A 23,566-nucleotide genomic window follows, 5' to 3' on the forward strand; every position below is an offset into this window, starting at 1 on the left:
AGCCGGTTAACCGCGATTGGTTATGGTCCAGCAACCCTAACAGGAAATTCAAGGAGACCGGCATGAGCCGCATTCACACTCCGGCCAAGAGCCGTCTGCAGACCCTCGCCAGCAACCCGGCCCTCATCGCCCTGACGGTCGCTCTGGCGCTCGCCGGCTGCGCCAACAAGAAGAACCTGCCCAACAGCGCAGGTGACCTCGGCCTCGGCGCCGGTGGCGCAGGTGCCGCCACCCCGGGTTCGACCCAGGACTTCACCGTCAATGTCGGCGACCGCATCTTCTTCGACACGGATTCGACCTCGATCCGCGCCGATGCCGCCCAGACGCTCGACCGTCAGGCCCAGTGGCTGGCTCGCTACCCGAACTACGCCATCACCATCGAAGGCCATGCCGACGAACGCGGCACCCGCGAATACAACCTGGCACTTGGCGCGCGCCGTGCAGCCGCAACCCGCGACTACCTCGCCCAGCGTGGCGTCCCGGCGCAGCGCATGAAGACCATCTCCTACGGCAAGGAACGTCCGGTCGCCGTCTGCGACGACATCTCCTGCTGGTCGCAGAACCGCCGCGCGGTCACCGTTCTCGGTGGCGCCGGCATGTGATCCGCAACGGATCGCCTGAACACGAAAGGCGGCCCCCGGGCCGCCTTTTACATTTCTCCTTAGTTTGGCCGAACTTGGTTGCTTTTTGCAGGCAATTGGAAAAATCTCCTGTAAGCGCCGGTTCGGTGCACTTCATCGCGAAAACAGGAAAAGGGACATGAAGAAACTTGTGATGGCCGCTCTCCTAGCGACGGCCTCGCTCACGGGACTGCATGGCAGCGCAGACGCGTTCCAGCTGTTTCCGACCGTCTCGCTCGGCCACAAGAAAGCGCCGGAGCAGCCGAAGGCCGAGCTCCACCTCGCCCAGGCCACCGATCCAACGGTGCGCGTTCAGCAGCTCGAGGAAGAGCTGCGCGCGCTCAACGGCCGTATCGAAGAAATGAGCTTCCAGCTTCTGCAGATGCAGGAAACGATCCGCAAGCAGCAGGAAGACAACGAGTTCCGCTTCCAGGATCTCGAAAAGAAGAAGACCGGCTCGCTGACGAAACCGGTCGATAGCGGCGGTGGCTCCGATTCCGTCGCCGAAATCATCACGGATACCCCCGACGTCGGCGCCAGCGCCGACGTTTCCGGTACTGCACCCGGCGAACAGACTTTGGGCGAGATCGCCCTGGACACCTCGGGTGTACCCGTTGACGCCACCATCAATGAAGCGCCCGGTGCCAATGCCTCCACGCTTCCCGGCGTAGACGCCCCGACGATTGCCCCCTCTGTCACGCCGCCTGCCGCGCCGAAGCAGACCGCATCGCTGAACTCCGAGGCCGACGTCTACCAGGTCGCCTACGGCCATGTGCTCTCGGGCGACTACAGCCTCGCCGAAAGCGAATTCCGCGATTTCATCGAAGCCTATCCGAGCAGCGCCAAGATTGCAGACGCCAACTTCTGGCTCGGCGAAGCGCTCTACTCGCAGGGCAATTACAACGAGGCGGCCAAGACCTTCCTCAACGCCCACCAGACCTATAACACCTCCCCCAAGGCGCCTGAAATGCTGCTGAAGCTCGGCATGTCTCTCGCAGCCCTTGATAATACAGAAACCGCCTGCGCCACCCTGCGCGAAGTCTCCAAGCGTTACCCGAAAGCCTCCCGCGCCGTCGTCTCCAAGGTCGCGAGCGAGCAGAAGCGCCTGCGTTGCTGATGAGAACAGAGGCCGGGGCATCAGTCCTGCCTGGCCCTCGTACGCCGCAACGGGCTGCTCACGCCTTTCTGTCATCCTTGAAAAAGCCCGCGCGTCTGCTCGTCGCCATTTCCGGCGGTAGCGACTCGACCGGTGTGCTGATTGCGCTCAAAGAGGCGCTCGACGCCGACAAGCTCCCCCATTCGCTCTGCGCCGTCACCGTCGATCATGGTCTTCGTCCGGCCTCTGCCGATGAAGCGCTGGCGGTCCAGGCCCTGTGCCGGGCCCATTCCATTCCCCACGAGATCCTCCGCTGGACGGGCGAAAAGCCGAAGACCGGTCTTTCTGCCGCCGCACGCGACGCCCGTTACCGCCTGCTTGCGGAAACCGCCACGAGGTTCGGCGCCGACGCCGTCGTGACCGGCCATACGCTCGACGATCAGGTCGAGACCATCGCGATGCGCTCCGCACGATCGTCCGAAGGCTCGCTCGGCCTCTCCGGCATGGCCGCCGCCACGCTGTACGCGCGCCGTCTGTGGATCCTGCGGCCCTTCCTGCAGACGCGGCGTGCCGCCATCCGATCCTATCTGGATGCACGCAACCAGAATTGGATCGACGACCCCAGCAACGAGGATCTCCGCTCCGAGCGTGCGCGCATCCGCACCCGTCATCTGGAACCTGATCTCGTAGCGATCCTTAGCGCCGCAGAGGAGCGCAGGCATCTGTCGAAACGGGCGGCGGCCTGGCTCGCCGAAAAGGCGGACTGCGCCGTCGAACAAGTCATCCGGCTCCGTCTCGACGGGACGACGTCGCACCCGGAACCCGCGGTCGGGCATGCGCTCTCGACCCTGTCGGCCGCGCTCGGCGGGCGTCCCCACCGGCCCTCGACACAATCATTGCATCGCTTGCTTACACAATTGGCGAACGGCAATGACTTCGCCCTCACGCTTTCCGGCTGCCTCGTCGTCCGGCGAAAATTGGATTTGTTCCTGACGCGCGAGAGGCGCGGTCTTTTGCCGCTCCCCCTGCCCTCGGGCAGGATCATCGTCTGGGACGGGCGATATGAAATCACGAACCACGGTCCGGTTGACGCAGTTGTGGTACCGGGCGCGACGTCGGCGATTTCGCCCGAGCTGCCTTATCCCATCCGCAGCGCCATTAGCGGAAACAGCCCGGAAATCCGGACTTTGCCCGATGCCGATGGCCGGGCTCCGCCACAGGTGACCTTGACCACGCGGCTGTCCCTCTTCGATCCATATCTATCCGACTTCGATCTCCCGCTCGCCGACCAGATCGCGCGCCTTTTCGGCCGGGAACCCGCAATTGCCTGTCCCGTTTAAGACTTATTGACGGAAAACGATGCGAGACGGCCGGTTTGCCTTGGCAATGGCGCACTGCGCTCCTATGTTAGCCGTTAAGACAGCGGGACTTCGTCCTGCAACACCTGTTCGGGGAATTCCATGAACCCAAATTTTCGCAATTTCGCGCTCTGGGCGATCATCGCCCTTCTGCTGATCGCCCTGTTCAGCATGTTCCAGACGTCACCGTCGCAATCGAGCTCGCGCGAGATTCCGTATTCGCAGTTCCTGCGCGAGGTTGATTCGGGTCGGGTGCGCGACGTCACCGTCACCGGCAATCGCGTTCTCGGCACCTATTCCGAAAACGGCACCGCCTTCCAGACCTATGCGCCCGTCGTCGACGACAACCTTTTGAGCAAGCTCGAAGCCAAGAACGTCATGATCGTCGCCCGTCCGGAAACCGACGGCTCGTCCGGCTTCCTGAGCTATATCGGCACGCTTCTCCCCATGCTGCTGATCCTCGGCGTCTGGCTGTTCTTCATGCGCCAGATGCAGGGCGGCTCGCGCGGCGCCATGGGTTTTGGCAAGTCCAAGGCGAAGCTCCTCACCGAAGCCCACGGACGCGTCACGTTTGACGACGTTGCAGGCGTTGACGAAGCCAAGCAGGACCTGGAAGAAATCGTCGAATTCCTCCGCGACCCGCAGAAGTTCCAGCGCCTCGGCGGCAAGATCCCGCGCGGCGTGCTGCTCGTCGGCCCTCCGGGTACCGGTAAGACCCTGCTCGCCCGCTCGGTTGCCGGCGAGGCCAACGTGCCCTTCTTCACCATCTCCGGTTCGGACTTCGTCGAAATGTTCGTCGGTGTCGGTGCAAGCCGCGTCCGCGACATGTTCGAACAGGCGAAGAAAAACGCGCCTTGCATCATCTTCATCGACGAAATCGACGCCGTCGGCCGTCATCGTGGCGCCGGCCTCGGCGGCGGTAACGACGAACGCGAGCAGACGCTCAACCAGTTGCTCGTCGAGATGGACGGCTTTGAGGCCAACGAAGGCATCATCCTGATCGCGGCCACCAACCGTCCCGACGTCCTCGACCCCGCGCTTCTGCGTCCGGGCCGCTTCGACCGTCAGGTCGTCGTGCCGAACCCAGACATCATCGGCCGCGAGCGTATCCTCAAGGTCCACGCCCGCAACGTGCCGCTTGCCCCGAACGTCGACCTCAAGGTTCTCGCCCGTGGTACGCCCGGCTTCTCCGGTGCCGACCTGATGAACCTTGTCAACGAAGCCGCCCTCATGGCCGCCCGCCGCAACAAGCGCGTCGTCACCATGTCGGAATTCGAAGACGCCAAGGACAAGATCATGATGGGCGCGGAACGCCGCTCCTCCGCCATGACCGAAGCCGAAAAGAAGCTGACCGCCTATCATGAAGCCGGCCACGCGATCACCGCACTGCAGGTGCCGGTTGCCGACCCGCTGCACAAGGCGACGATCATTCCGCGGGGCCGTGCGCTCGGCATGGTCATGCAGCTCCCCGAGGGCGACCGCTACTCGATGAGCTACAAGTGGATGGTCTCGCGCCTCGTCATCATGATGGGCGGCCGCGTTGCCGAAGAACTGACCTTCGGCAAGGAGAACATCACCTCCGGCGCCTCATCCGACATCGAGCAGGCCACCAAGCTCGCCCGTGCCATGGTCACCCAGTGGGGCTTCTCCGACGTGCTCGGTCAGGTTGCCTATGGTGAGAACCAGCAGGAAGTATTCCTCGGCCATTCCGTATCGCAGTCGAAGAACGTCTCTGAATCCACGGCCCAGAAGATCGACACCGAAGTCCGTCGCCTGATCGACGAAGCCTATACAGAGGCCCGCCGCATCCTGACCGACCACCACGACGAGTTCGTTGCCGTCGCCGAAGGGCTGCTCGAATACGAAACGCTCTCGGGTGAAGAGATAAAGGCGCTGATCCGCGGGGAAAAGCCGTCGCGTGACAGCGGCGACGAAGGCCCCACGAGTCGCAGCTCGGCCGTCCCTTCGACTGGCCGCAAGGACTTGAACAAGGGCGGCGAAACCGAAGGCGGGCTGGAACCACAGCCGCACTGAGCCGCACGACCAGATCGTCGAACATAAGGCCATCCTCGCGGATGGCCTTTTTTGTCCCGTAGCTGCCGTCTTGGCCGTAACGGCGAATGGTAACGGGATGTAATCAATTTTTGCGGTAATTTATGTGTTCTTTGCCGCGAGATGTGGCATGAGCAGCCTACGCAGTCCGTTGGCGCGCCCTCTTGAAGGGCAGCGAAGGCCTCGGCCCTGACTTGAAGGAATACAGATGACACGTCGTTATTTTGGCACGGACGGCATTCGCGGCCTGTCGAACCGTTTCCCCATGACCCCGGATCTTGCCATGCGCGTCGGCATCGCCGCCGGCACCCTGTTCCGCCGTGGCGGACATCGCCATCGCGTGGTGATAGGCAAGGATACCCGCCTTTCCGGTTACATGCTGGAAAACGCCATGGTTGCGGGCTTCACGGCCGCTGGTCTCGATGCCTTCGTCCTTGGCCCGATCCCGACGCCCGCCGTTGCCATGCTCACCCGCTCGCTGCGCTGCGACCTCGGCGTCATGATCTCGGCCTCGCACAATCCCTTCGCCGACAATGGCATCAAGCTCTTCGGCCCCGATGGCTACAAGCTCTCCGACGAACTGGAATCGCAGATTGAGGACCTGCTGGAGAAGGACATCTACGGCCAGCTGGCGTCTGCCCACGACATCGGCCGCGCCAAACGTATCGATGGTGTCCATGACCGCTACGTCGAATTCGCCAAGCGCACCCTGCCCCGCGACGTGACCCTGCAGGGCCTACGTGTTGCAATCGACTGCGCCAATGGTGCTGCCTACAAGGTCGCCCCCGCCGTGCTCTGGGAGCTCGGCGCCGAAGTCGTGACCATCGGCAACGAGCCGAACGGGACAAACATCAACCTCGAATGCGGCTCGACCCACCCCGACGCGCTGCAGAAGAAGGTCCATGAAGTGCGCGCCGACATCGGCATCGCGCTCGATGGCGACGCCGACCGCGTCATCATCGTCGACGAGAACGGCACCGTGATCGACGGCGACCAGCTGATGGCCGTCGTGGCCGAAACCTGGGCACAGGACGGCACGCTGCGCGGCGACGGTATCGTCGCAACTGTCATGTCCAATCTCGGCCTGGAACGCTTCCTCAGCGACAAGGGCCTCACGCTTGCCCGGACCAAGGTCGGCGATCGCTACGTCGTCGAACATATGCGCAGCCACAACTTCAACGTCGGCGGCGAACAGTCGGGCCACATCGTGCTCTCCGACTATGGTACCACCGGCGACGGCCTCGTGGCCGCCCTGCAGATCCTGGCCGCCGTCAAGCGCACCGGCAAGACGGTCAGCGAAATCTGCCACCGCTTCGATCCCGTGCCGCAGTTGCTGCGCAATGTCCGCTTCTCCGGCGGCAAGCCGCTGGAAGACGTTGTGGTCAAGCAGGCGATCGCAGACGCGGAAGCCGAGCTTGCCAAAACCGGCCGCCTGGTCATCCGCCCCTCCGGCACTGAGCCGCTGATCCGCGTCATGGCCGAAGGCGACGACAAGGAACAGGTCGAGCGCATCGTCAACGGCCTCGTTGACGTGATCGCCAGCGTCCGCAGCGCCGCTGCCTGAGACGAGAATCCACCGCCGCATCCAAGGCGAAATGCAAGAAGCCCGGCTGTTCACACAGCCGGGCTTCTTGTTTCTGCGGATGTCTTTGAAAATCAGGCCGAGAGCTTGGCCATGACCTCATCCGACACTTCGAAGTTCGAATAGACGTTCTGCACGTCGTCATCGTCTTCCAGCGTATCGATCAGCTTCATCAGCGAGGTCGCCTTCTCTTCGTCGACTTCGATCGTGTTCTGCGGCTTCCAGATCGCCTTGACGGATTCGGCACCGCCGAGAACCGCTTCCAGCGCCTTGGAAACTTCGTTCATGTCCTCGAAGGCGCAGTAGATCGTGTGACCGTCTTCGTCCGAGACGACGTCTTCGGCACCGGCCTCGATCGCCGCTTCCATGACCTTGTCGGCATCGCCGACGGAGGCCTTGTAGGTGATCTCGCCGACATGGTCGAAGGAGAAGGACACCGAGCCGGTTTCGCCCAATGCGCCGCCGGCCTTGGAGAAGGTGGAACGCACGGAGGAAGCGGTGCGGTTGCGGTTGTCGGTCAAGGTCTCCACGATGACGGCAACGCCGCCCGGACCGTAGCCTTCGTAGCGGATCGCATCATAGGTCTCGGCATCGGCGCCGGAGGCCTTCTTGATGGCGCGCTCGATGTTGTCCTTGGGCATGGATTGCGCCTTGGCGTTCTGCACGGCCAGGCGAAGGGCCGCGTTCATCGCCGGATCGGGCAGACCGGTCTTGGCAGCAACCGTGATTTCGCGCGCCAGCTTGGAGAACATCTTCGAACGGATACCGTCCTGTTTCCCCTTGCGGTGCATGATGTTTTTGAACTGTGAATGGCCAGCCATGGCACCCCTGATCAGGTCTGATTGTTTGGAATGGGCGCCTTATACGGGCGAATCTGGTCGGGTTCAAGGGCGCCGACCGATTGGGAGAGCCGGAAAGACGCGGAACAAGTCCCTGCTCTGCTCGTTGCTCTCCTCGCAAAACGACAAGGAGACAGGACAGATGGCAAGCTTCAGCGAAGCCCGCGAAAACCCGGTAGAACAGCTCTGGGAAGAGATCGAGGATATTCATGCCGGCATGCTCGGCCTCGCCGGTTCCGACATGCATATGCGGCCCATGGCGCCCTTTGCCGATCACCGCACCAACACCATCTGGTTCTTCACCAAGACCGACACCGATCTCGTCAAGGCGCTGCGTCCCGGCAGCCGTGGTCATTTCTGCGTCGTCGGCAAGAACCACGATTACCACGCCTGCCTCTCCGGCCCTCTGACGGCCGTCAAGGACAGCGCGAAGATCGACGAATACTGGAATTCGGTCGTCGCCGCCTGGTATGAAGGCGGCAAGTCGGACCCGAGCCTCGTGCTCCTGTCGCTGTCGCTCGACGACGGCGAGATCTGGGCTTCGACCGGCAGCACGGTCAAGTTTGGCTGGGAAATCGCCAAGGCGAACCTCGATCCCGAAAAGATGCCCGACGTCGGCGTCCACCGCCACGTCCGCTTCGCCTGAGGGAAGCGTCACACCCCCGCGAGAACCAGGATCAGCGGCTTCTTCGGCAAGGTCCGCATGGACACCGTGAAGCCGCTGTTTTGCGACCGCTCGATGTCGAAGCTGTCGTCGAACATCGCCAGGAAGCTATCGACGATCGGTCCGCGGCGATGCATCGGCAGGACTACGGCCGACCTCAGGCGCTTGATCGTCCGGCTCATGCTCTCTGCGCCCATGGTGAGCCCACCATCCACCGGCACCATCACGATATCCAGCCGACCGATCTCCGCATAATGCGCATCGGTGAGCTCGTGATGCAGGTGACCGAGATGGCCGATGCACAGGCCAGCCACCTCGAAGATGAAGATTGAATTGCCGTTCGGCTCGAACTCCCCGCCCCAGCTGCGAATATCGGTCGAGACATTGCGGACATAAGCGTCACCGACGACGATCCTGTGCTCGATCTTCTCGCCCGGCCGCGCTTCATTCCAGCCCTGCAACACCGTTGCAATCGCCGGATCAGGGTTCATTGTGTAGTGGCTCGAATGCGCCTTGTTCATCGTCACGACATCGGGTGTCCGTGAGGTGCGAAGCCAACCGTTGAAGTCGGTGGCGATCGAGACGCCACCCGGTGTGTCGATCTGGAAGGTCGAATGGCCGACGAAGCTGATCGTCACGTCTTCCTGAAGCTGTGCCGGAATGACGGATCCACCGACGCTGGCGGTTGGATTGTAGCTCGCGAACTGAACCTGCGGCAGGGCTTGCGCGATCAACTGGCATTGGCTGACCGGCGGTCGCTCGGCCTCCTGCGCAAGAACACCTTGCGCAACCAGCAATAGGGCCAAGCTCGAAAACACCAGTCTCAGCATCATGCCGCTCCCGCATCGCCTTCGCGTCCATAAACGAAGCATGCGGCACCGGCGGCAGCGCGTAAAGCGGAGCGGTCGGCTCCGAGGCGTCACAATGGTGTTATCGAGGGAAAGTCACGCCCAGAAAGGCGGGATCGTTTCTGCCAGCCGGGGTCCGATACGCAGCGGCGCAATCTTCTCCGCCAGCCCCGTGGCATCGGAAATCTCGACGCCGACGCCGCAGATGGTCGCCGGGCCGGATGCTGCCTCGAAGCGGCCCTTGGGCATTTTCGAGATGAAGCGGTTGAGCGGCTCTTCCTTCTCCATGCCGAGCGAGGAGTCGTAATCGCCGCACATGCCGGCATCCGACATATAGGCCGTGCCGCCGTTCAGGATCTGGTGGTCGGCGGTCGGGACATGGGTGTGGGTGCCGACGACGAAGCTGGCGCGCCCATCGACGAAATGGCCGAAACACTGCTTCTCGCTCGTTGCTTCCGCATGGAAGTCGAAGACGATGACATCTGCCTGCTCCTTCAGCGGGGCGGCAGCAAGGATGCTCTCCGCCGACTTGAAGGGATCGTCGAGTTCCGGATGCATGAAGACGCGGCCCATGATGTTGGCGACGAGCACGCGCGCGCCGTTGCGGGCATAGAAGAGGCCCGAGCCCTTGCCCGGTGTGCCGGCAGGATAATTGGCCGGCCGCAGGAACTGGTCATGCCGGGTGCAGAAGGAGACGGCTTCCTTCTGGTCCCAGACATGGTTGCCGGTGGTAACGACATCGGCGCCGGCATTGATCGTCTCGAGATAGATGTCCTCGGTAATGCCGAAGCCGCCGGCGGCATTTTCGCCATTGACGATGACGAAATCCAGTTTCAGATCGGAAATGAGGCCCGGCAACCGCTCCCACACAGCCGTCCGTCCGGTTTTGCCCACCATATCTCCGAGAAACAGAAGTCGCATTTCGTCCAATCACTCCATGAATGTTCTGAGGCCACTTTCCGTCAGAACGGCCTCGAGCCGGACGTCATGCGCTTCATCGGGCACTTCTGCCACCTCCTGACAGTCGAATGCAATGCCGATCAGGCGCGGATTACGTCCTTTTTCCCGCAAACGCGCGATTGCGCGGTCATAATGGCCCGCTCCATAGCCGATCCGGTTGCCCTTTGCATCGAATGCCGAGAGCGGCACGAGCAGGAGGTCGGGATCCAGAACCTCGGCCTCCGGCCCGGGTCCGCGCGTCCCGAACCCGGTATCGACCAGTTCCGCGCCGGTAACGAGTTCGCGAAAGACGATGGTTTCCTTGTCCATCACCACAGGCAGGCAGAGACGCGCGCCCCGCGCCTTCAACCGTGCCATCAATGGCCGGATATCCGCCTCCGACCGGATCGGGAAGAAGCCCGACACCACCATCCCGGGTTCGAGATCGATCGCCTCGCCCGCGAAGTCGGCCATGGCCAGACCAAACTCCAGCCTGACGGCTGGATCGATCTGATCCCGCAGTGCCAGGCGCTCATTGCGCAGCGCCGCCTTCAAAGCCCGTTTTTCCAACATTCTCACCTCACAGACCGAAGACCCCCACATTTGGGGAGGGTGATCGATGACTTTTGTCAATTTTATCATTCGTCAAGATCTTGGGAGCTAAGCATCAAAAGGGAGGACTAACTGAATAGCTCTATATTCAAGCAAGAGCGAATATTTAAGGGGCACCATTGCATGAAGATCCTCTCGCGCTTCGGCATCACAAAGACAATCACCGCCACGACAGTTTTGATCCTGGTCGCGTCGCTCGGCGCCGTCTCCTGGGTCATCTCGGGCAGCATTGCAACCCGCATTCAGGAACAGGCGATCAGCGGCCAGGATGCCAGCTTGCGCACGGCTGCCACGATCATTGAGCGCGACCTGCCGGGCACCAAGATCACGTGGGCTTCGAACGGCAACGTCGACCGGATCGTCATGCAGGCGATCCCGAAGGAATTCAACGACCACACGATGATCGACACGATCGGACGGATGACGGGCCAGACCGCGACGATCTTCGCCTGGGATGCCGAGAGCAAGGACTTCTGGCGCCGGACGACCAATATCATCAAGCCGGATGGCAAGCGCGCCGTCGGAACCGCACTTGGACAGACGGGCGCCGTCTATCCCTTCGCCAGCAAGGGTGAGGTCTATCGCGGCGAGGCCGTGATCCTGGATGTACCCTATTACACCATCTACCAGCCGATCTTCTCTCCGACAGGTGACGTCATCGGCATTCTCTATGCCGGCGTCCGCTCGGCCGACATCAACGGCATCGCGACCGAAATGGCTTGGGCGATCGGCACAACGGCCCTGATCGTTCTCGTCATTGCAACTGCCCTCATCGCACTCTTCGTCCGTCAGATCGTCGGCGCCCTGCCGCGCATCACCGGCGTCGCCGACCAATTGGCAAGCGGCCATCTGGAAACCGACGTGCCGCATCAGGACCTGAAGAACGAGATTGGCGCACTTGCGCGTTCAATCAACGTCTTCCGTGAAAGCGCGATCCAGAAGATCGAGATCGAACGCCGCGCCGCCGACGCCGTCGCCCAGGGCGAGCGCGAACGCCAGGAACGCGAAGCCGCCAAGGCCGAGGACGCCAAGGCCGTCGAACAGGCCGTCGATGTGCTGGCACAGTGTCTACACAAGCTGAGCGACGGTGACCTGACCGTGCGGATCGATCAGGCCTTCACCGGCAATCTCGACAAGCTGCGCGTCGACTTCAACACCTCCGTCGAGAAGCTGAGCAGCACCCTCGGCGACATCCGTGCCGAGACCTCCGGCATCGAAGCGAGCTCCGCCGAAATGCGCTCTGCAACCGATGACCTGTCAAAGCGGACCGAACAGCAGGCCGCCTCGCTGGAAGAGACCTCTGCGGCGCTCGAAGAGATTACGGCGACCGTCCGTGGATCCTCGGCCAAGGCCGACCAGGCTGCCCAGATCGCGGCCGTCGCCCGCCAGAGCACGGAAAGCTCGAGCAAGGTCGTCTCTGATGCCATCGATGCCATGAGCCGCATCGAACAGGCCTCCAGCGAAATCTCCAAGATCATCAACGTGATCGACGAGATCGCCTTCCAGACCAACTTGCTCGCCCTCAACGCCGGCGTCGAAGCGGCGCGTGCCGGTGAAGCCGGCAAGGGTTTTGCCGTTGTTGCCCAGGAAGTGCGCGAACTCGCCCAGCGCTCGGCCAATGCCGCCAAGGATATCAAGGCGCTGATCAACAAGTCGGGCGAAGCCGTTGCCGGCGGCGTTTCTCTCGTCCAGCAGACGGGAACGGCACTCGGCGAAATCTCCGGCCAGGTGGCTTCGATCAACGAACACATCTCGGCTATCGCCTCTGCTGCCCGCGAACAGTCGACGGCGCTGAACGAGATCAACGGCTCGGTCAACCACATGGACCAGTTCACCCAGAAGAACGCCGCCATGGTCGAGGAGGCAACCGCCGTTACCCATCGCCTGGCAGACAGCGCGCGCGTGCTGGCGGGCCTGATCGGCCAGTTCCAGACCGCAGATGGCCATCGCGCCGTACAGGCTCCGGCCCCGTCTTATCAGTCGGCCGCCCCTGCCCCGCGGTCGGCCGCACCGCGTGCAATCGAAAGCCAGTCTCGCCCGGCGCCCTCGCCGGCCCGTTCCATGGTCGGCAAGCTGACGAAAGCTTTCGGCGGCGCTGCCACCGCAACGGCCGCAGCACGAGACAACTGGGAAGAATTCTGACCGACGAGTAGCTTCAAAGACAAAGCCGTTGCGAGCAATCGCGGCGGCTTTTTGCGTGATGTCTTGAATAAAGTGCGATCCACGGCAACCGATGGAGATTTACGATCCTGGGTGCCTACAAACGTAGGTGGGCGCCATATGTCCGAGCCCACGGGCCCGGTCAGGGACAGCTCCCTTTGGATCGAGTATGGCCCCAGGGATTGTGGTTCCTGTCGTGAGGCGCAGACCGCAAGTCAGATATAGGCGTTTCGGGACCGATCCGCCAGTGGCAAGAATAACAAACTGACGCGCGAGATCAGAAGCAAAGATCAGCTGTCCTGGCTTGCCGGTGCCGGCCGCTGGGTGAGCTTGCGGGTAATGCCGTTCAGCCGCTCGGCGACTTCGATCAGTGTCTGGGCCACCGCCTCGTCGCGCTTGCTTGCACCATCGAGCACACTGTCGCGCCCTTGCCTCAGATCGGCTAGCTCGCGTTCGGCCGAGGAAAGCCGGCGGTTGAGTTCCGCCATCTCGTCCATCACCATGATACCGGCCATGACGGTGATCCTGAGATCGCCGATCTCACCGAACTGGCTCTTCAAATGGCTGACATAACGGTCGAACTGGCCGGCGAGCGTGGTCAGATGGGGCTCCTGCCCCTCCTCGCACGCCATGCGATAGGCCTTGCCGTCGATCGTGACTGTCACCTGGGCCATCGGCCATCCCACTCTTCGTTTACAAGGCCGGGACGACGCCCAACACCAAATCACACAATTGGCAGGCGCCGACGCCCGGACCACTCACCGATCGAGGACGGCCCGGATCGTCTCCATGGCCGTCACAAGCCTCCGCGATACCTCGCGGTTGACCTCTTCCAGGCTGTTGGCCCGGAACTGCGACTCGTCGAGTTCCTGTGCCAACCGCGCGCGGTCGGCATGAACGCGGCGCACCTCTGCGTCGATTTCACTGCTTTCCCGCTCCGCCTCAAAGCGCATGTCGACGGCATTTTCGAGGCCGCCCACGGCCTGACGAAGCGCCGCGAGCGCGGCTTCGACCGAATTTTCCACCGGCATCCTTGACCTCTGCCTCGTTGCTGCGCGTTCGTTTTCACGAATCGTCCAAGCAATCCGGGTGATTTGAGCGGCGACAGTAAGCCCCGCGCTCGGCACGCGTCAATAAAGCGCGGCCATCCGGCACAGTCCAATTCTGTGGAATACACGTGCGATCTGCCCGTACGGAAGCCAGCGGGCGAGATCGCACAGGAAAGCGGCAAACCGATGTGATCTTGCACGATAAAAGGCTTCTATCGGGCCATTTTGTTGACTTGCGCGACGCACCTGATATGGATCGCTCGCTTCTCATTTGGTCCTGTGAAAGGGCCGTGATTGACACTGCGAACCAGCGGACTAGCCATGATCTCTCCAGAAAAACATAACCGGATGGCGAACGCGATCCGTTTCCTCGCCATGGATGCCGTCGAGAAGGCCAATTCCGGCCATCCCGGCCTTCCCCTCGGCGCGGCTGACGTCGCCACGGTCCTGTTCGGCCGTTATCTGAAGTTCGATCCGAAGAACCCGCTCTGGCCCGACCGCGACCGTTTCGTGCTGTCGGCCGGCCATGGCTCGATGCTCCTCTATTCGTTGCTCTATCTAACCGGCTACGAGGACATGACGATCGAGGACATCAAGTCCTTCCGTCAACTCGGCGCCAAGACCGCCGGCCATCCGGAATACGGGCATGCCTCCGGCATTGAAACCACCACCGGTCCGCTCGGCCAGGGCATTGCCAATGCCGTCGGCATGGCGATCGCCGAGCGCAAGCTCTCCGAAGAGTTCGGCTCCGACCTGCAGAGCCACTACACCTATGCGCTGGTCGGCGACGGCTGCCTCATGGAAGGCATCAGCCAGGAGGCCATCGCGCTTGCCGGCCACCTGAAGCTGAACAAGCTCATCGTCATCTGGGACGACAACAAGATTACCATCGACGGCGCTGTCTCGCTGTCGGACTCGACCGACCAGATCGCCCGCCTGAAGTCGGCCAACTGGAACACCATCGAGATCGACGGTCACAACCCGGACGAGATCGCAGCCGCGATCGAAGCCGCGCACAAGTCCGACAAGCCGACCTTCATTGCCGCCAAGACCATTATCGGCTTCGGCGCCCCGAACAAGCAGGGCACCCACAAGGTTCACGGCTCGCCGCTTGGTGCAGAAGAAATCGCTGCCGCCCGCAAATCGCTCAACTGGGAAGCCGAAGCCTTCTCCGTTCCGGCTGACGTGCTGGACGCTTGGCGTCTGGTCGGCCTGCGCTCCAACAAGGCGCGCAAGGAATGGGAAGAGCGCCTGGCGAAAGCCGACACGGAGAAGCGCGCCGAGTTCAACCGCCGCTTTGCCGGCGACCTGCCAGGTGGCTTCGACACCGCGATCGACGCCTTCAAGCAGAAGATCGCCGCCAATAACCCGACGGTTGCCACCCGCAAGGCTTCGGAAGACGTCCTGGAAGTGATCAACGGGCTGCTGCCGGAAACGCTTGGCGGTTCCGCTGACCTGACGCCGTCGAACAACACTAAGACCAGCCAGATGAAGTCGATCACCCCGACCGACTTCTCCGGCCGCTACATGCACTGGGGCATTCGCGAACATGCGACAGCGGCTGCCATGAACGGTATCGCGCTGCATGGCGGTCTGATCCCCTATTCCGGCGGCTTCCTGATCTTCTCCGATTATTGCCGTCCGTCGGTGCGTCTGGCCGCCCTCATGGGCATCCGCGTCGTGCATGTCTGGACGCATGACTCCATCGGCGTCGGCGAAGACGGCCCGACCCATCAGCCGGTCGAGCATTTCGCCGCCCTGCGCGCAATCCCGAACCTGCTCCTCTTCCGTCCGGCCGACGAAACCGAAACGGCGGAATGCTGGCAGATTGCGCTGAAGGAAAAGCACCGTCCGTCCGGCCTGGCGCTGACCCGCCAGAACCTGATCCCGGCCCGCACCGAATACGAAGACAAGAACCTCTGCGCCCACGGTGCCTATGAGCTGATCTCGGCCAGCGACGCCAAGGTTTCGATCTTCGCGTCCGGCTCTGAAGTCGAAATCGCCATCAAGGCGCAGCAGCAGCTGGCCGCCAAGGGCATTTCGACCCGCGTCGTCTCGGTCCCCTGCTTCGAGCTGTTCGCCGAGCAGGATGCCGACTACCGGGAAGCCATCATCGGCAATGCGCCGGTGAAGATCGGCGTCGAGGCTGGTATCCGCCAGGGCTGGGACGCGATTATCGGCTCGACCGGCGCCTTTATCGGCATGAAGTCCTTCGGCGCCTCCGGCCCGGCCAAGGATCTCTACAAGCATTTCGGCATCACCGCAGAAGCAGTCGTCGCGGCTGCCGAAGCCAAACTTGCCTGACCTTCCCGCCAGGGCGTCCTTGTGGCGCCCTGACATTGCCCAAGAGCTCACTATTCAATCGGGAGTCCACCAATGACTGTAAAAGTTGCCATCAACGGTTTCGGCCGTATCGGACGTAACGTTCTGCGCGCGATCGTCGAATCCGGCCGCACCGACATCGAGGTCGTCGCGATCAACGACCTCGGCCCAGTCGAGACCAACGCCCATCTGCTCCGTTACGATTCCATCCACGGCAAGTTCCCGGCCGATGTGAAGGTCGAAGGCGACACGATCATCGTCGGCGGCGGCAAGCCGATCAAGGTCACCGCGATCAAGGATCCGGCCACCCTTCCGCACAAGGAACTCGGCGTCGACATCGCCATGGAATGCACCGGCATCTTCACCTCGAAGGAAAAGGCCTCGGCCCACCTGACCGCTGGCGCCAAGCGCGTCATCGTCTCGGCCCCGGCTGACGGCGCTGACCTGACCGTCGTCTTCGGCGTAAACCACGACAAGCTGACCAAGGACCACCTGGTCATCTCCAACGCCTCCTGCACGACCAACTGCCTGGTTCCGGTCGTCAAGGTCCTGAACGACGCCATCGGCATCGATCACGGCTTCATGACCACGATCCACTCCTACACCGGTGACCAGCCGACGCTCGACACCATGCACAAGGATCTCTACCGTGCCCGCGCGGCAGCGCTCTCGATGATCCCGACCTCGACCGGCGCCGCCAAGGCCGTCGGCCTAGTGCTGCCGGAACTGAAGGGCAAGCTGGACGGCACCTCGATCCGCGTGCCGACCCCGAACGTCTCCGTCGTCGACTTCAAGTTCGTCGCCAAGAAGACGACCTCGGTCCAGGAAGTCAACGACGCCATCATCGCCGCCTCCAACGGCGCGCTGAAGGGCATTCTCGGCTACACCGACGAGCCGCTGGTCTCCCGCGACTTCAACCACGACAGCCACTCCTCGATCTTCGCCCTTGACCAGACCAAGGTTCTTGAGGGGAATTTCGTCCGCATCCTGACCTGGTACGACAACGAGTGGGGCTTCTCCAACCGTATGTCGGACACGGCGGTAGCCCTGTCCAAAACCTTCTGATCCCTAGAAATCGCTGTCTCACAAGGGCGGGTTCGCAAGAACCCGCCCTTTTTTGTTCGTTCTTGCTTTCGCGCTCACCAGAGCTCGTCGGCACGCAGAACCAGTTAAAAAAAGGAGCCGGCGAATTAAATTTTTTGAATTTCGCCCCACTCTCATCATGATCTTGTTCCAAAAAGACGAGTGCCATCCGGCACATCTGCATAATCTTACATCGCCAACCCGCCATGACAGCGGGAGAAATGTCCGCTCGACGGTTTGACAACCGGAAGCGGTGCGAGGCAGCATTGAGAGGCAGCCGCCCCCGCGGCTGTCGGGAAGGGGAGAAGGATTGACTGAATTCTACGCCGTCACATTGGTCGCGACCGCGCTGGTACTCTTGGCTGCCTTTTCCAGTCTGATCGCCTTTCGCTTCGGCGCACCACTTCTTCTACTCTTCCTCGGCATCGGCCTCGCCGCCGGGGTCGACGGGCTCGGGATCGATTTCTCCAACTTCCCCTTCGCCTATGTCGTTGGCTCGCTCGCGCTGGCCGTCATTCTTTTCGATTCGGGTTACGGCACTTCACTGCAGTCCTTCCGGCTTTCGGCCGCACCTGCGCTCACCATGGCGACCGTCGGCGTGCTGCTGACCACCGGCATTTTCGGGGTTGCCGCCCATCTCCTGCTCGGGCTCGATTACCTGCAGGCGCTTCTGCTCGGCGCCATCGTCGGCTCGACCGATGCGGCGGCCGTCTTCTTTCTTCTGCGCATCGGCGGCATCAATATCCGCGACCGCGTACGCTCCTCGCTGGAAGTCGAATCCGGCACCAACGATCCCATGGCCATATTCCTGACGGTGGCTCTGGTCGAACTGATTGCCAAGGGTGGCGGTACTGACGGTTTCGGCCTCGACATTCTCATGCTTTTCATCGAGCAGATGGGCATCGGTCTCGCCTTCGGTCTGCTCGGCGGGATGATCATTGTCTTCATCTTGAAGCGCATGCAGGTGGAGCGCGGTCTCGCACCGATCTTCATGCTGGCGCTGGCGCTGATGATCTTTTCGTTCACCGGCATGATGGAAGGGAGCGGCTTCCTCGCCGTCTATGTCGCAGGCATCTACGCTGGGTCGCGCAAGCTTCCTTCGAGCATCACCATCAGCCGCTTTCAGGACGGCATGACCTGGCTCGCCCAGATCATCATGTTCCTCGTTCTCGGCCTTCTGGCGACGCCGTCGCAGTTCCTCGCCATCCTCTTGCCGGCGGGAGTTCTGGCGCTTTTCCTGATCTTCATCGCCCGACCGCTTGCCATCTGGCTCTGCCTGCTACCCTTCGACTTCACCCAGCGCGAGACGGGCTTCATTGCCTGGGTCGGCTTGCGCGGTGCTGTCTCCATCCTTCTCGGCATCCTGCCGATCGTCGGCAACCTCCCCGACGGCCACATCTTCTTCAACACCGCCTTCATTGTAGTGATGATATCGCTGGTCATTCAGGGCTGGACGATCAAGCCGCTTGCCAAGCGCCTCGGCCTGATCATCCCGCCGCGCATCGGTGCCATCGACAAGGTGGAACTGGATCTGCCGGGCACGGCAAACCATGAACTTCTCGCCTACCGCGTCGTCAAAGGCAGCCCGGTGCTGCGCGGCGAACGCATCCCCCGCTGGGCCATGCCCTCGCTCGTCATTCGCGATGGCAAGTCCATGCGCTACCAGTATGCCGGCCGCCTGCGCGAGAACGATCACGTCTATCTCTTCATCGCACCCAGCTATTCGCGGCTGCTCGACAGACTGTTCGCAACCGAAGCGGCTGTTGCCGACGATGACACCGAATTCTTCGGCACATTCGCGATCTCGCCGGCAACGCAGGTGAAGAACCTCGACGATGCCTATGGCCCGCTCTCCGTCTCCGAAAGCGAGCGCGGCAAGACAGTGGCCGAGCTGATCACCCAGCGCGTCGGCGGACGCGCCGATTATGCCGACCGTGTCCGTCTCAACACGATTGTCCTTATCGTCCGCGACATCGACGAGAACGGCCATATCGCCTCCGTCGGCGTGTCCTTGGAACCGGTCGCACCGGCGACGACGCTTCCGATCTTCCTCAATGTCCGCGAGCTCGCCCATGCCTTGCGCGACTATCTGCGCGCCAAGCGCAAGGCATCCGACGCGGGGTCGACGGGCGAAAAATGAACGTGCTTGCCTTGCACCGTCACATAAGCGGTGTAAGGTCCGGCCGTCCCATTCAACAGCATATCAGACGGGTACGACCATGCCGGCTTTCAAGACACTCGACGATCTCACCGACATCGCAGGCAAGCGCGTGCTTGTCCGCGTCGACCTCAACGTTCCCGTGACGGACGGCAAGGTGTCCGACACCACGCGGATCGAACGCGTTGCACCGACGATCCTCGAACTGTCCGAAAAGGGCGCCAAGGTCATCCTGCTTGCCCATTTCGGCCGTCCAAAGGGCGAACCGGTGGCCGACCAGTCGCTGTCCCTGATCGCGCCTGCGGTCGAAGAGGTTCTCGACCAGAGTGTCGCCTTCGCCTCGGACTGCATCGGAGCAGCGGCAACGGATGCCATCGCCAAAATGGAAAACGGCGACATTCTACTTCTGGAAAACACCCGCTTCCACAAGGGCGAAGAGAAGAACGACGCCGGTTTCACCGCCGAACTCGCGAAGAACGGCGACATTTTCGTTAACGACGCTTTCTCGGCCGCGCACCGGGCGCATGCCTCGACCGAAGGTCTTGCCCATCACCTGCCCGCCTATGCCGGCCGCACCATGCAGGCCGAACTGGAAGCCTTGGAAAAGGGCCTCGGCAAGCCGACCCGCCCCGTCGTCGCCATCGTCGGTGGTGCCAAGGTCTCCACTAAGATCGACCTTCTGTCCAACCTCGTGACCAAGGTCGATGCGCTGGTCATCGGCGGCGGCATGGCCAACACCTTCCTCGCCGCCCAGGGCATCGATGTCGGCAAGTCACTCTGCGAGCATGACCTCGCCGACACCGCCCGTTCGATCCTGGAGACTGCCAAGACCGCCGGTTGCGCCATCGTCCTGCCTGTCGACGGTGTCGTCGCGCGCGAATTCAAGGCGAACGCGGCCAACGAGACGGTCGACGTGTCCGCCATCCCGGCAGACGCCATGATGCTTGATGTCGGCCCGAAGTCGGTGGAACTGGTCAACGGCTGGATCGAAAAGGCGGCAACCCTTGTCTGGAACGGCCCGCTGGGCGCCTTCGAGATCACCCCGTTCGACAAGGCAACTGTATCGGCTGCCGAACATGCGGCAGCCCAGACCCGCGCCGGCAAGCTCGTCTCCGTTGCCGGCGGCGGCGATACCGTGTCGGCGCTCAATCACGCGGGCGTGGCGGATGATTTCTCCTACGTCTCGACGGCAGGCGGCGCCTTCCTCGAATGGATGGAAGGCAAGGAATTGCCGGGCGTGGCAGTCCTCGTCAAGGGCTGATCCCGGCCCCTTGCTCACCGCGTATCATCGACCGCGCAGTGCGAGCTGCGCGGTTTTTTGTGGCGTGTGCTCCAGTCTGTTCAGAAGACGGAACTTCCGCCCTGCTGCAGGATTGTCATCACACCTCAAGGACGTTGAAGAGGCGATGAGACTGCACCGGCTGAAAAGCGTTTAAAAAGTTTAATCATTCAAACGATTGAAATCATTTCAATCGTTTCAATAGCTTAGGCTCCCATTTTCCCGTCGCAGAACTTCTGTTATCGCCGATGTGAGGCTGTCTCACGGAGATGGATCGGAGGACAGGTCAGGTCGTCAGAACCTGCTGATCGTCAGAGCAACGGACAGACATGAGCGCTCGGCGCCAAGTACAGGGATAGGAGTGAAAGATGGTGGACGCGAAAATGTTGAACAAGATCACCTCGGCACCCGGCTTCATCGCCGCACTGGACCAGAGTGGCGGCTCGACACCGGGCGCCTTGCGTCTCTACGGGGTAACCGAGAGCGACTATCAGGGCGATGACGAGATGTATCGCCTGATCCACGCCATGCGGGTGCGGATCATGAAGGCGCCGGCCTTCACCGGCGACAAGGTCATCGGCGCAATCCTCTTCGAACGCACAATGGACGGCCATGTCGACGGCGAAGAGGTTCCCTCGTATCTCTGGAACAAGCGCGGCGTCGTGCCCTTCCTGAAGATCGACAAGGGCCTGCTGGACGAGCAGAACGGCGTGCAGTTGATGAAGCCCATGCCCGAGCTCGAACCTCTGCTGGTCCGTGGCCGCAACAAGGGTATTTTCGGCACCAAGATGCGCTCCGTGATTGCCCAAGCCGACAAGGCCGGCATCGCAGCCGTGGTCCGCCAACAGTTCGAAGTTGCCCGCCAGATCATCGGCCAAGGCCTCATGCCAATCGTCGAGCCGGAAGTCTCGATCAAATGCCTGACCAAGGTGGAAGCCGAAGCCATCCTGCGCGACGAAATCGCAGCACAACTCGACAAGCTGGCGGGCGATGAAACGGTGATGCTGAAGCTGACCATCCCGACGGTCGACGACTTCTATGCGCCGCTCGTCGCCCACAAGTCGGTCGTCCGCGTCGTCGCGCTCTCCGGCGGCTACAGCACGATCGATGCCTGCGACAAGCTCAGCCGCAACCACGGCATGATCGCCAGCTTCTCGCGTGCGCTCGCCGAACAGCTGCGGGTCACGATGAGCGACGCGGAATTCAACGCGAGCATCGGCAAGACCATCGAGCAGATCTATGCCGCCAGCGTCCAGAAGGTCGGCGCGATGGCTGCGGAGTAAGAGGCGGGTCGGAGACGATAGCGTCGCATCGTCAAACTTGTCATCAGGACACGAAAGCCCGGCACCTGCCGGGCTTCTTGCATTATGCAGAGGCTCTGTTCGCGACCCGGAGCCAGCACATGCGCAGTCTTCCCTTCGTCACTGTCGACGTCTTCACCGACACCCGCTTTGCCGGCAATCCGCTTGCCGTCATCACAGACGCACGGGACCTGACAGACCGTGAGATGCAGGCGGTGGCGGCCGAGTTCGGTTACTCCGAGACCTCCTTCATCCTCCCGCCGCGTGACCCGGCCAACACCGCCGAAGTGAGGATCTTCACGCCCGTGACCGAAGTCCCCTTCGCCGGCCACCCCAATGTCGGCACCGCGCATGTGATCGCTTCCCTCGGCAGCCTCTTCGGCCGCGACATCGGCGATCTCCTGCGCTTCGAGGAAAAGGCCGGGCTCGTTGAAGTCTCCATACGCAGGCATCCGGATGGCTCCGTCTCCGGCACGACTATCCGCGCGCCGGGCCTGCTGACGATCGGCACTGTGCTGACGCCTGAGACTGTGGCGGTGTGCCTCCGTCTTAGAGCCGGAGAGATCGAGACCACCCGACATTTACCGGTCTTCGCCTCGGTGGGGCTGAAGTTCATCCTGGTTGAGGTGACCGATCTCGATGCGCTGGCAGCAGCATCCCCGGATCGCGACGCCTTCGAGGCGCTCAGTCTCGCGCATCCGACGGAAGAGTGCGACTGCGCCATGTTCCTTTACACCCCGATCGGCCATGATCACATCAGGGCACGCATGTTTGCACCCCTCGACAACGTGCTTGAAGATCCGGCAACCGGCAGCGCCTCGGCGGCTCTCGGCGCCTTCTTGACGACGCTGTCGCCGCCTGTAAACCACCGCAGGCTCCGGATCGAGCAGGGTGTGGAGATGGGCCGGCGCAGCCTGATCGACCTCGATGTAATCTCTGTCGACGGTGTCTTCGACCATGTCACCATCACCGGGTCATCGGTCGAGGTGATGCGCGGCACCCTCAGCCTCTGACAAGGTGGAGCGGGGCGGAGAACGTCATCACACACCGCCGCTTGCCCCTCACGTCATCAGGCCCTATATCAGGCTCAGAGGACGACCTCCCCTTTACGGGCATCACTGCGGGACGACCCGCCTGTTTCCCAGGAGGGAGAGACATGCGCTCCGTCGCAGACCGCATCCGCCATGCCGTGAGCTTCGAGCTTCTCGGCCTTGCCATCATCACCCCGATCGGCGCCTGGGCCTTTGGCATGCGGATGGCCGATATCGGTGTCGTCGGCATTGGCGCCGCCACCCTCGCGACCGGCTGGAACTACCTCTATAATCTCGGCTTCGACCATCTGCTGCAACGCTGGACCGGCACCACACTGAAGACCCTGCCGGTGCGAATCATCCATGCCATTCTCTTCGAAGCTGGCCTTCTGACGGTGCTCCTGCCCTTCATCGCCTGGTATTTGCAGATCTCGATGTGGCAGGCCTTCGTCATGGACCTGTCGCTGTCGCTGTTTTATCTGGTCTACGCCTTTGTCTTCAACTGGAGCTATGACCGGCTGTTTCCGCTCCCCGAGTGGCAGACGGAAGCATCCCATTGACGGCTCCCGACTG

General features: G+C 62.2%; 20 protein-coding genes and 1 other RNA gene. 14 read left to right on the forward strand and 7 right to left on the reverse strand.

The window, feature by feature from the left end:
• Positions 1-62: 62 nt before the first annotated feature.
• The 5 genes from pal (at position 63) to glmM (ending at position 6,690) form a co-directional block, all read left to right on the forward strand.
• Complete coding sequence (gene pal, locus FJQ55_RS14360) at positions 63-602, forward strand: peptidoglycan-associated lipoprotein Pal (protein WP_113376314.1); 540 nt, start codon at positions 63-65, stop codon at positions 600-602.
• A gap of 157 nt (positions 603-759) precedes the next feature.
• Positions 760-1,737, forward strand: a complete 978-nt coding sequence (gene ybgF, locus FJQ55_RS14365; RefSeq protein ID WP_140828897.1) for a tol-pal system protein YbgF — start codon at positions 760-762, stop codon at positions 1,735-1,737.
• A 77-nt stretch (positions 1,738-1,814) separates the two neighbouring features.
• Entirely contained in the window at positions 1,815-3,056 is a 1,242-nt protein-coding gene (tilS, locus tag FJQ55_RS14370; RefSeq protein WP_208758199.1) for a tRNA lysidine(34) synthetase TilS, read from the forward strand.
• 120 nt (positions 3,057-3,176) lie between these two features.
• A complete protein-coding gene (ftsH, locus tag FJQ55_RS14375) occupies positions 3,177-5,108 on the forward strand; it encodes an ATP-dependent zinc metalloprotease FtsH (RefSeq protein WP_140828901.1) in 1,932 nt (643 codons plus the stop codon).
• A 226-nt stretch (positions 5,109-5,334) separates the two neighbouring features.
• Positions 5,335-6,690, forward strand: coding sequence for a phosphoglucosamine mutase (glmM, locus tag FJQ55_RS14380; protein ID WP_140828903.1), 1,356 nt, complete (start codon positions 5,335-5,337; stop codon positions 6,688-6,690).
• A 92-nt stretch (positions 6,691-6,782) separates the two neighbouring features.
• On the opposite strand, the gene FJQ55_RS14385 is transcribed toward glmM, so the two are convergent.
• Positions 6,783-7,529 (reverse strand): YebC/PmpR family DNA-binding transcriptional regulator, encoded by a 747-nt coding sequence (locus FJQ55_RS14385; RefSeq protein ID WP_140828905.1) that lies wholly within the window; start codon positions 7,527-7,529, stop codon positions 6,783-6,785.
• A 160-nt stretch (positions 7,530-7,689) separates the two neighbouring features.
• On the opposite strand from FJQ55_RS14385, the gene FJQ55_RS14390 reads away from it, so the two are divergent.
• Complete coding sequence (locus tag FJQ55_RS14390) at positions 7,690-8,193, forward strand: pyridoxamine 5'-phosphate oxidase family protein (RefSeq protein ID WP_140828907.1); 504 nt, start codon at positions 7,690-7,692, stop codon at positions 8,191-8,193.
• An 8-nt stretch (positions 8,194-8,201) separates the two neighbouring features.
• Here the strand turns inward: FJQ55_RS14390 and FJQ55_RS14395 are convergent, their stop codons facing one another.
• The 3 genes from FJQ55_RS14395 to FJQ55_RS23550 form a co-directional block, all read right to left on the reverse strand.
• Entirely contained in the window at positions 8,202-9,044 is an 843-nt protein-coding gene (locus FJQ55_RS14395) for an MBL fold metallo-hydrolase (RefSeq protein ID WP_140828909.1), read from the reverse strand.
• Between the two features lie 111 nt (positions 9,045-9,155).
• The gene (locus FJQ55_RS23545; RefSeq protein WP_208758200.1) at positions 9,156-9,980 is read right to left on the reverse strand and encodes a TIGR00282 family metallophosphoesterase; all 825 of its coding nucleotides are present in this window, start codon (positions 9,978-9,980) and stop codon (positions 9,156-9,158) included.
• A 9-nt stretch (positions 9,981-9,989) separates the two neighbouring features.
• Positions 9,990-10,568, reverse strand: a complete 579-nt coding sequence (locus FJQ55_RS23550) for a 5-formyltetrahydrofolate cyclo-ligase (protein WP_208758213.1) — start codon at positions 10,566-10,568, stop codon at positions 9,990-9,992.
• A 165-nt stretch (positions 10,569-10,733) separates the two neighbouring features.
• Here FJQ55_RS23550 and FJQ55_RS14405 point away from each other — a divergent pair, with 165 nt between their 5' ends.
• Positions 10,734-12,752 carry a methyl-accepting chemotaxis protein gene (locus FJQ55_RS14405; RefSeq protein WP_140828911.1) on the forward strand — a complete coding sequence of 673 codons (2,019 nt, stop codon included), beginning with the start codon at positions 10,734-10,736 and terminating at the stop codon, positions 12,750-12,752.
• Positions 12,753-12,824: 72 nt separating this feature from the next.
• Here the strand turns inward: FJQ55_RS14405 and ssrS are convergent.
• The 3 genes from ssrS to FJQ55_RS14420 all read right to left on the reverse strand — a co-directional run bounded on the left by ssrS (position 12,825) and on the right by FJQ55_RS14420 (position 13,801).
• Positions 12,825-12,983, reverse strand: a non-coding RNA gene (gene ssrS / locus FJQ55_RS14410) — 6S RNA.
• A 77-nt stretch (positions 12,984-13,060) separates the two neighbouring features.
• Positions 13,061-13,444 carry a cell division protein ZapA gene (locus FJQ55_RS14415; protein WP_140828913.1) on the reverse strand — a complete coding sequence of 128 codons (384 nt, stop codon included), beginning with the start codon at positions 13,442-13,444 and terminating at the stop codon, positions 13,061-13,063.
• An 84-nt stretch (positions 13,445-13,528) separates the two neighbouring features.
• Positions 13,529-13,801: a DUF4164 domain-containing protein gene (locus tag FJQ55_RS14420; RefSeq protein WP_062279918.1), complete on the reverse strand. Its 273-nt coding sequence runs from the start codon at positions 13,799-13,801 to the stop codon at positions 13,529-13,531.
• Positions 13,802-14,140: 339 nt separating this feature from the next.
• Between FJQ55_RS14420 and tkt the strand changes: the two genes are divergently transcribed.
• The 7 genes from tkt (at position 14,141) to FJQ55_RS14455 (ending at position 23,553) form a co-directional block, all read left to right on the forward strand.
• Positions 14,141-16,123 carry a transketolase gene (gene tkt / locus FJQ55_RS14425; RefSeq protein WP_140828922.1) on the forward strand — a complete coding sequence of 661 codons (1,983 nt, stop codon included), beginning with the start codon at positions 14,141-14,143 and terminating at the stop codon, positions 16,121-16,123.
• Positions 16,124-16,195: 72 nt separating this feature from the next.
• Complete coding sequence (gap, locus tag FJQ55_RS14430) at positions 16,196-17,206, forward strand: type I glyceraldehyde-3-phosphate dehydrogenase (RefSeq protein WP_140828923.1); 1,011 nt, start codon at positions 16,196-16,198, stop codon at positions 17,204-17,206.
• A gap of 328 nt (positions 17,207-17,534) precedes the next feature.
• Positions 17,535-19,364, forward strand: a complete 1,830-nt coding sequence (locus tag FJQ55_RS14435) for a potassium/proton antiporter (RefSeq protein WP_140828925.1) — start codon at positions 17,535-17,537, stop codon at positions 19,362-19,364.
• A 79-nt stretch (positions 19,365-19,443) separates the two neighbouring features.
• Positions 19,444-20,643 (forward strand): phosphoglycerate kinase, encoded by a 1,200-nt coding sequence (locus FJQ55_RS14440; protein ID WP_140828926.1) that lies wholly within the window; start codon positions 19,444-19,446, stop codon positions 20,641-20,643.
• 386 nt (positions 20,644-21,029) lie between these two features.
• On the forward strand, positions 21,030-21,944 hold the full coding sequence (locus FJQ55_RS14445) for a fructose bisphosphate aldolase (protein ID WP_140828928.1): 915 nt from the start codon (positions 21,030-21,032) through the stop codon (positions 21,942-21,944).
• Positions 21,945-22,063: 119 nt separating this feature from the next.
• Positions 22,064-22,975, forward strand: coding sequence for a PhzF family phenazine biosynthesis protein (locus FJQ55_RS14450; RefSeq protein ID WP_140828930.1), 912 nt, complete (start codon positions 22,064-22,066; stop codon positions 22,973-22,975).
• A 143-nt stretch (positions 22,976-23,118) separates the two neighbouring features.
• The gene (locus FJQ55_RS14455) at positions 23,119-23,553 is read left to right on the forward strand and encodes a PACE efflux transporter (protein ID WP_140828932.1); all 435 of its coding nucleotides are present in this window, start codon (positions 23,119-23,121) and stop codon (positions 23,551-23,553) included.
• Positions 23,554-23,566: the final 13 nt, after the last annotated feature.

Origin of the sequence: Rhizobium glycinendophyticum (genome assembly GCF_006443685.1) — a bacterium.
Taxonomy (GTDB): Bacteria; Pseudomonadota; Alphaproteobacteria; order Rhizobiales; family Rhizobiaceae; genus Allorhizobium; species Allorhizobium glycinendophyticum.

Excerpts from the sequence above, each read along its gene's own strand:
- pal (WP_113376314.1), top strand. The coding sequence starts at position 63 with ATGAGCCGCATTCACACTCCGGCCAAGAGCCGTCTGCAGACCCTCGCC.
- ybgF (WP_140828897.1), top strand. The coding sequence starts at position 760 with ATGAAGAAACTTGTGATGGCCGCTCTCCTAGCGACGGCCTCGCTCACG.
- ftsH (WP_140828901.1), top strand. The coding sequence starts at position 3,177 with ATGAACCCAAATTTTCGCAATTTCGCGCTCTGGGCGATCATCGCCCTT.
- glmM (WP_140828903.1), top strand. The coding sequence starts at position 5,335 with ATGACACGTCGTTATTTTGGCACGGACGGCATTCGCGGCCTGTCGAAC.
- FJQ55_RS14385 (WP_140828905.1), bottom strand. The coding sequence starts at position 7,529 with ATGGCTGGCCATTCACAGTTCAAAAACATCATGCACCGCAAGGGGAAA.
- FJQ55_RS14390 (WP_140828907.1), top strand. The coding sequence starts at position 7,690 with ATGGCAAGCTTCAGCGAAGCCCGCGAAAACCCGGTAGAACAGCTCTGG.
- FJQ55_RS14395 (WP_140828909.1), bottom strand. The coding sequence starts at position 9,044 with ATGATGCTGAGACTGGTGTTTTCGAGCTTGGCCCTATTGCTGGTTGCG.
- FJQ55_RS23545 (WP_208758200.1), bottom strand. The coding sequence starts at position 9,980 with ATGCGACTTCTGTTTCTCGGAGATATGGTGGGCAAAACCGGACGGACG.
- FJQ55_RS14405 (WP_140828911.1), top strand. The coding sequence starts at position 10,734 with ATGAAGATCCTCTCGCGCTTCGGCATCACAAAGACAATCACCGCCACG.
- FJQ55_RS14415 (WP_140828913.1), bottom strand. The coding sequence starts at position 13,444 with ATGGCCCAGGTGACAGTCACGATCGACGGCAAGGCCTATCGCATGGCG.
- FJQ55_RS14420 (WP_062279918.1), bottom strand. The coding sequence starts at position 13,801 with ATGCCGGTGGAAAATTCGGTCGAAGCCGCGCTCGCGGCGCTTCGTCAG.
- tkt (WP_140828922.1), top strand. The coding sequence starts at position 14,141 with ATGATCTCTCCAGAAAAACATAACCGGATGGCGAACGCGATCCGTTTC.
- gap (WP_140828923.1), top strand. The coding sequence starts at position 16,196 with ATGACTGTAAAAGTTGCCATCAACGGTTTCGGCCGTATCGGACGTAAC.
- FJQ55_RS14440 (WP_140828926.1), top strand. The coding sequence starts at position 19,444 with ATGCCGGCTTTCAAGACACTCGACGATCTCACCGACATCGCAGGCAAG.
- FJQ55_RS14445 (WP_140828928.1), top strand. The coding sequence starts at position 21,030 with ATGGTGGACGCGAAAATGTTGAACAAGATCACCTCGGCACCCGGCTTC.
- FJQ55_RS14450 (WP_140828930.1), top strand. The coding sequence starts at position 22,064 with ATGCGCAGTCTTCCCTTCGTCACTGTCGACGTCTTCACCGACACCCGC.
- FJQ55_RS14455 (WP_140828932.1), top strand. The coding sequence starts at position 23,119 with ATGCGCTCCGTCGCAGACCGCATCCGCCATGCCGTGAGCTTCGAGCTT.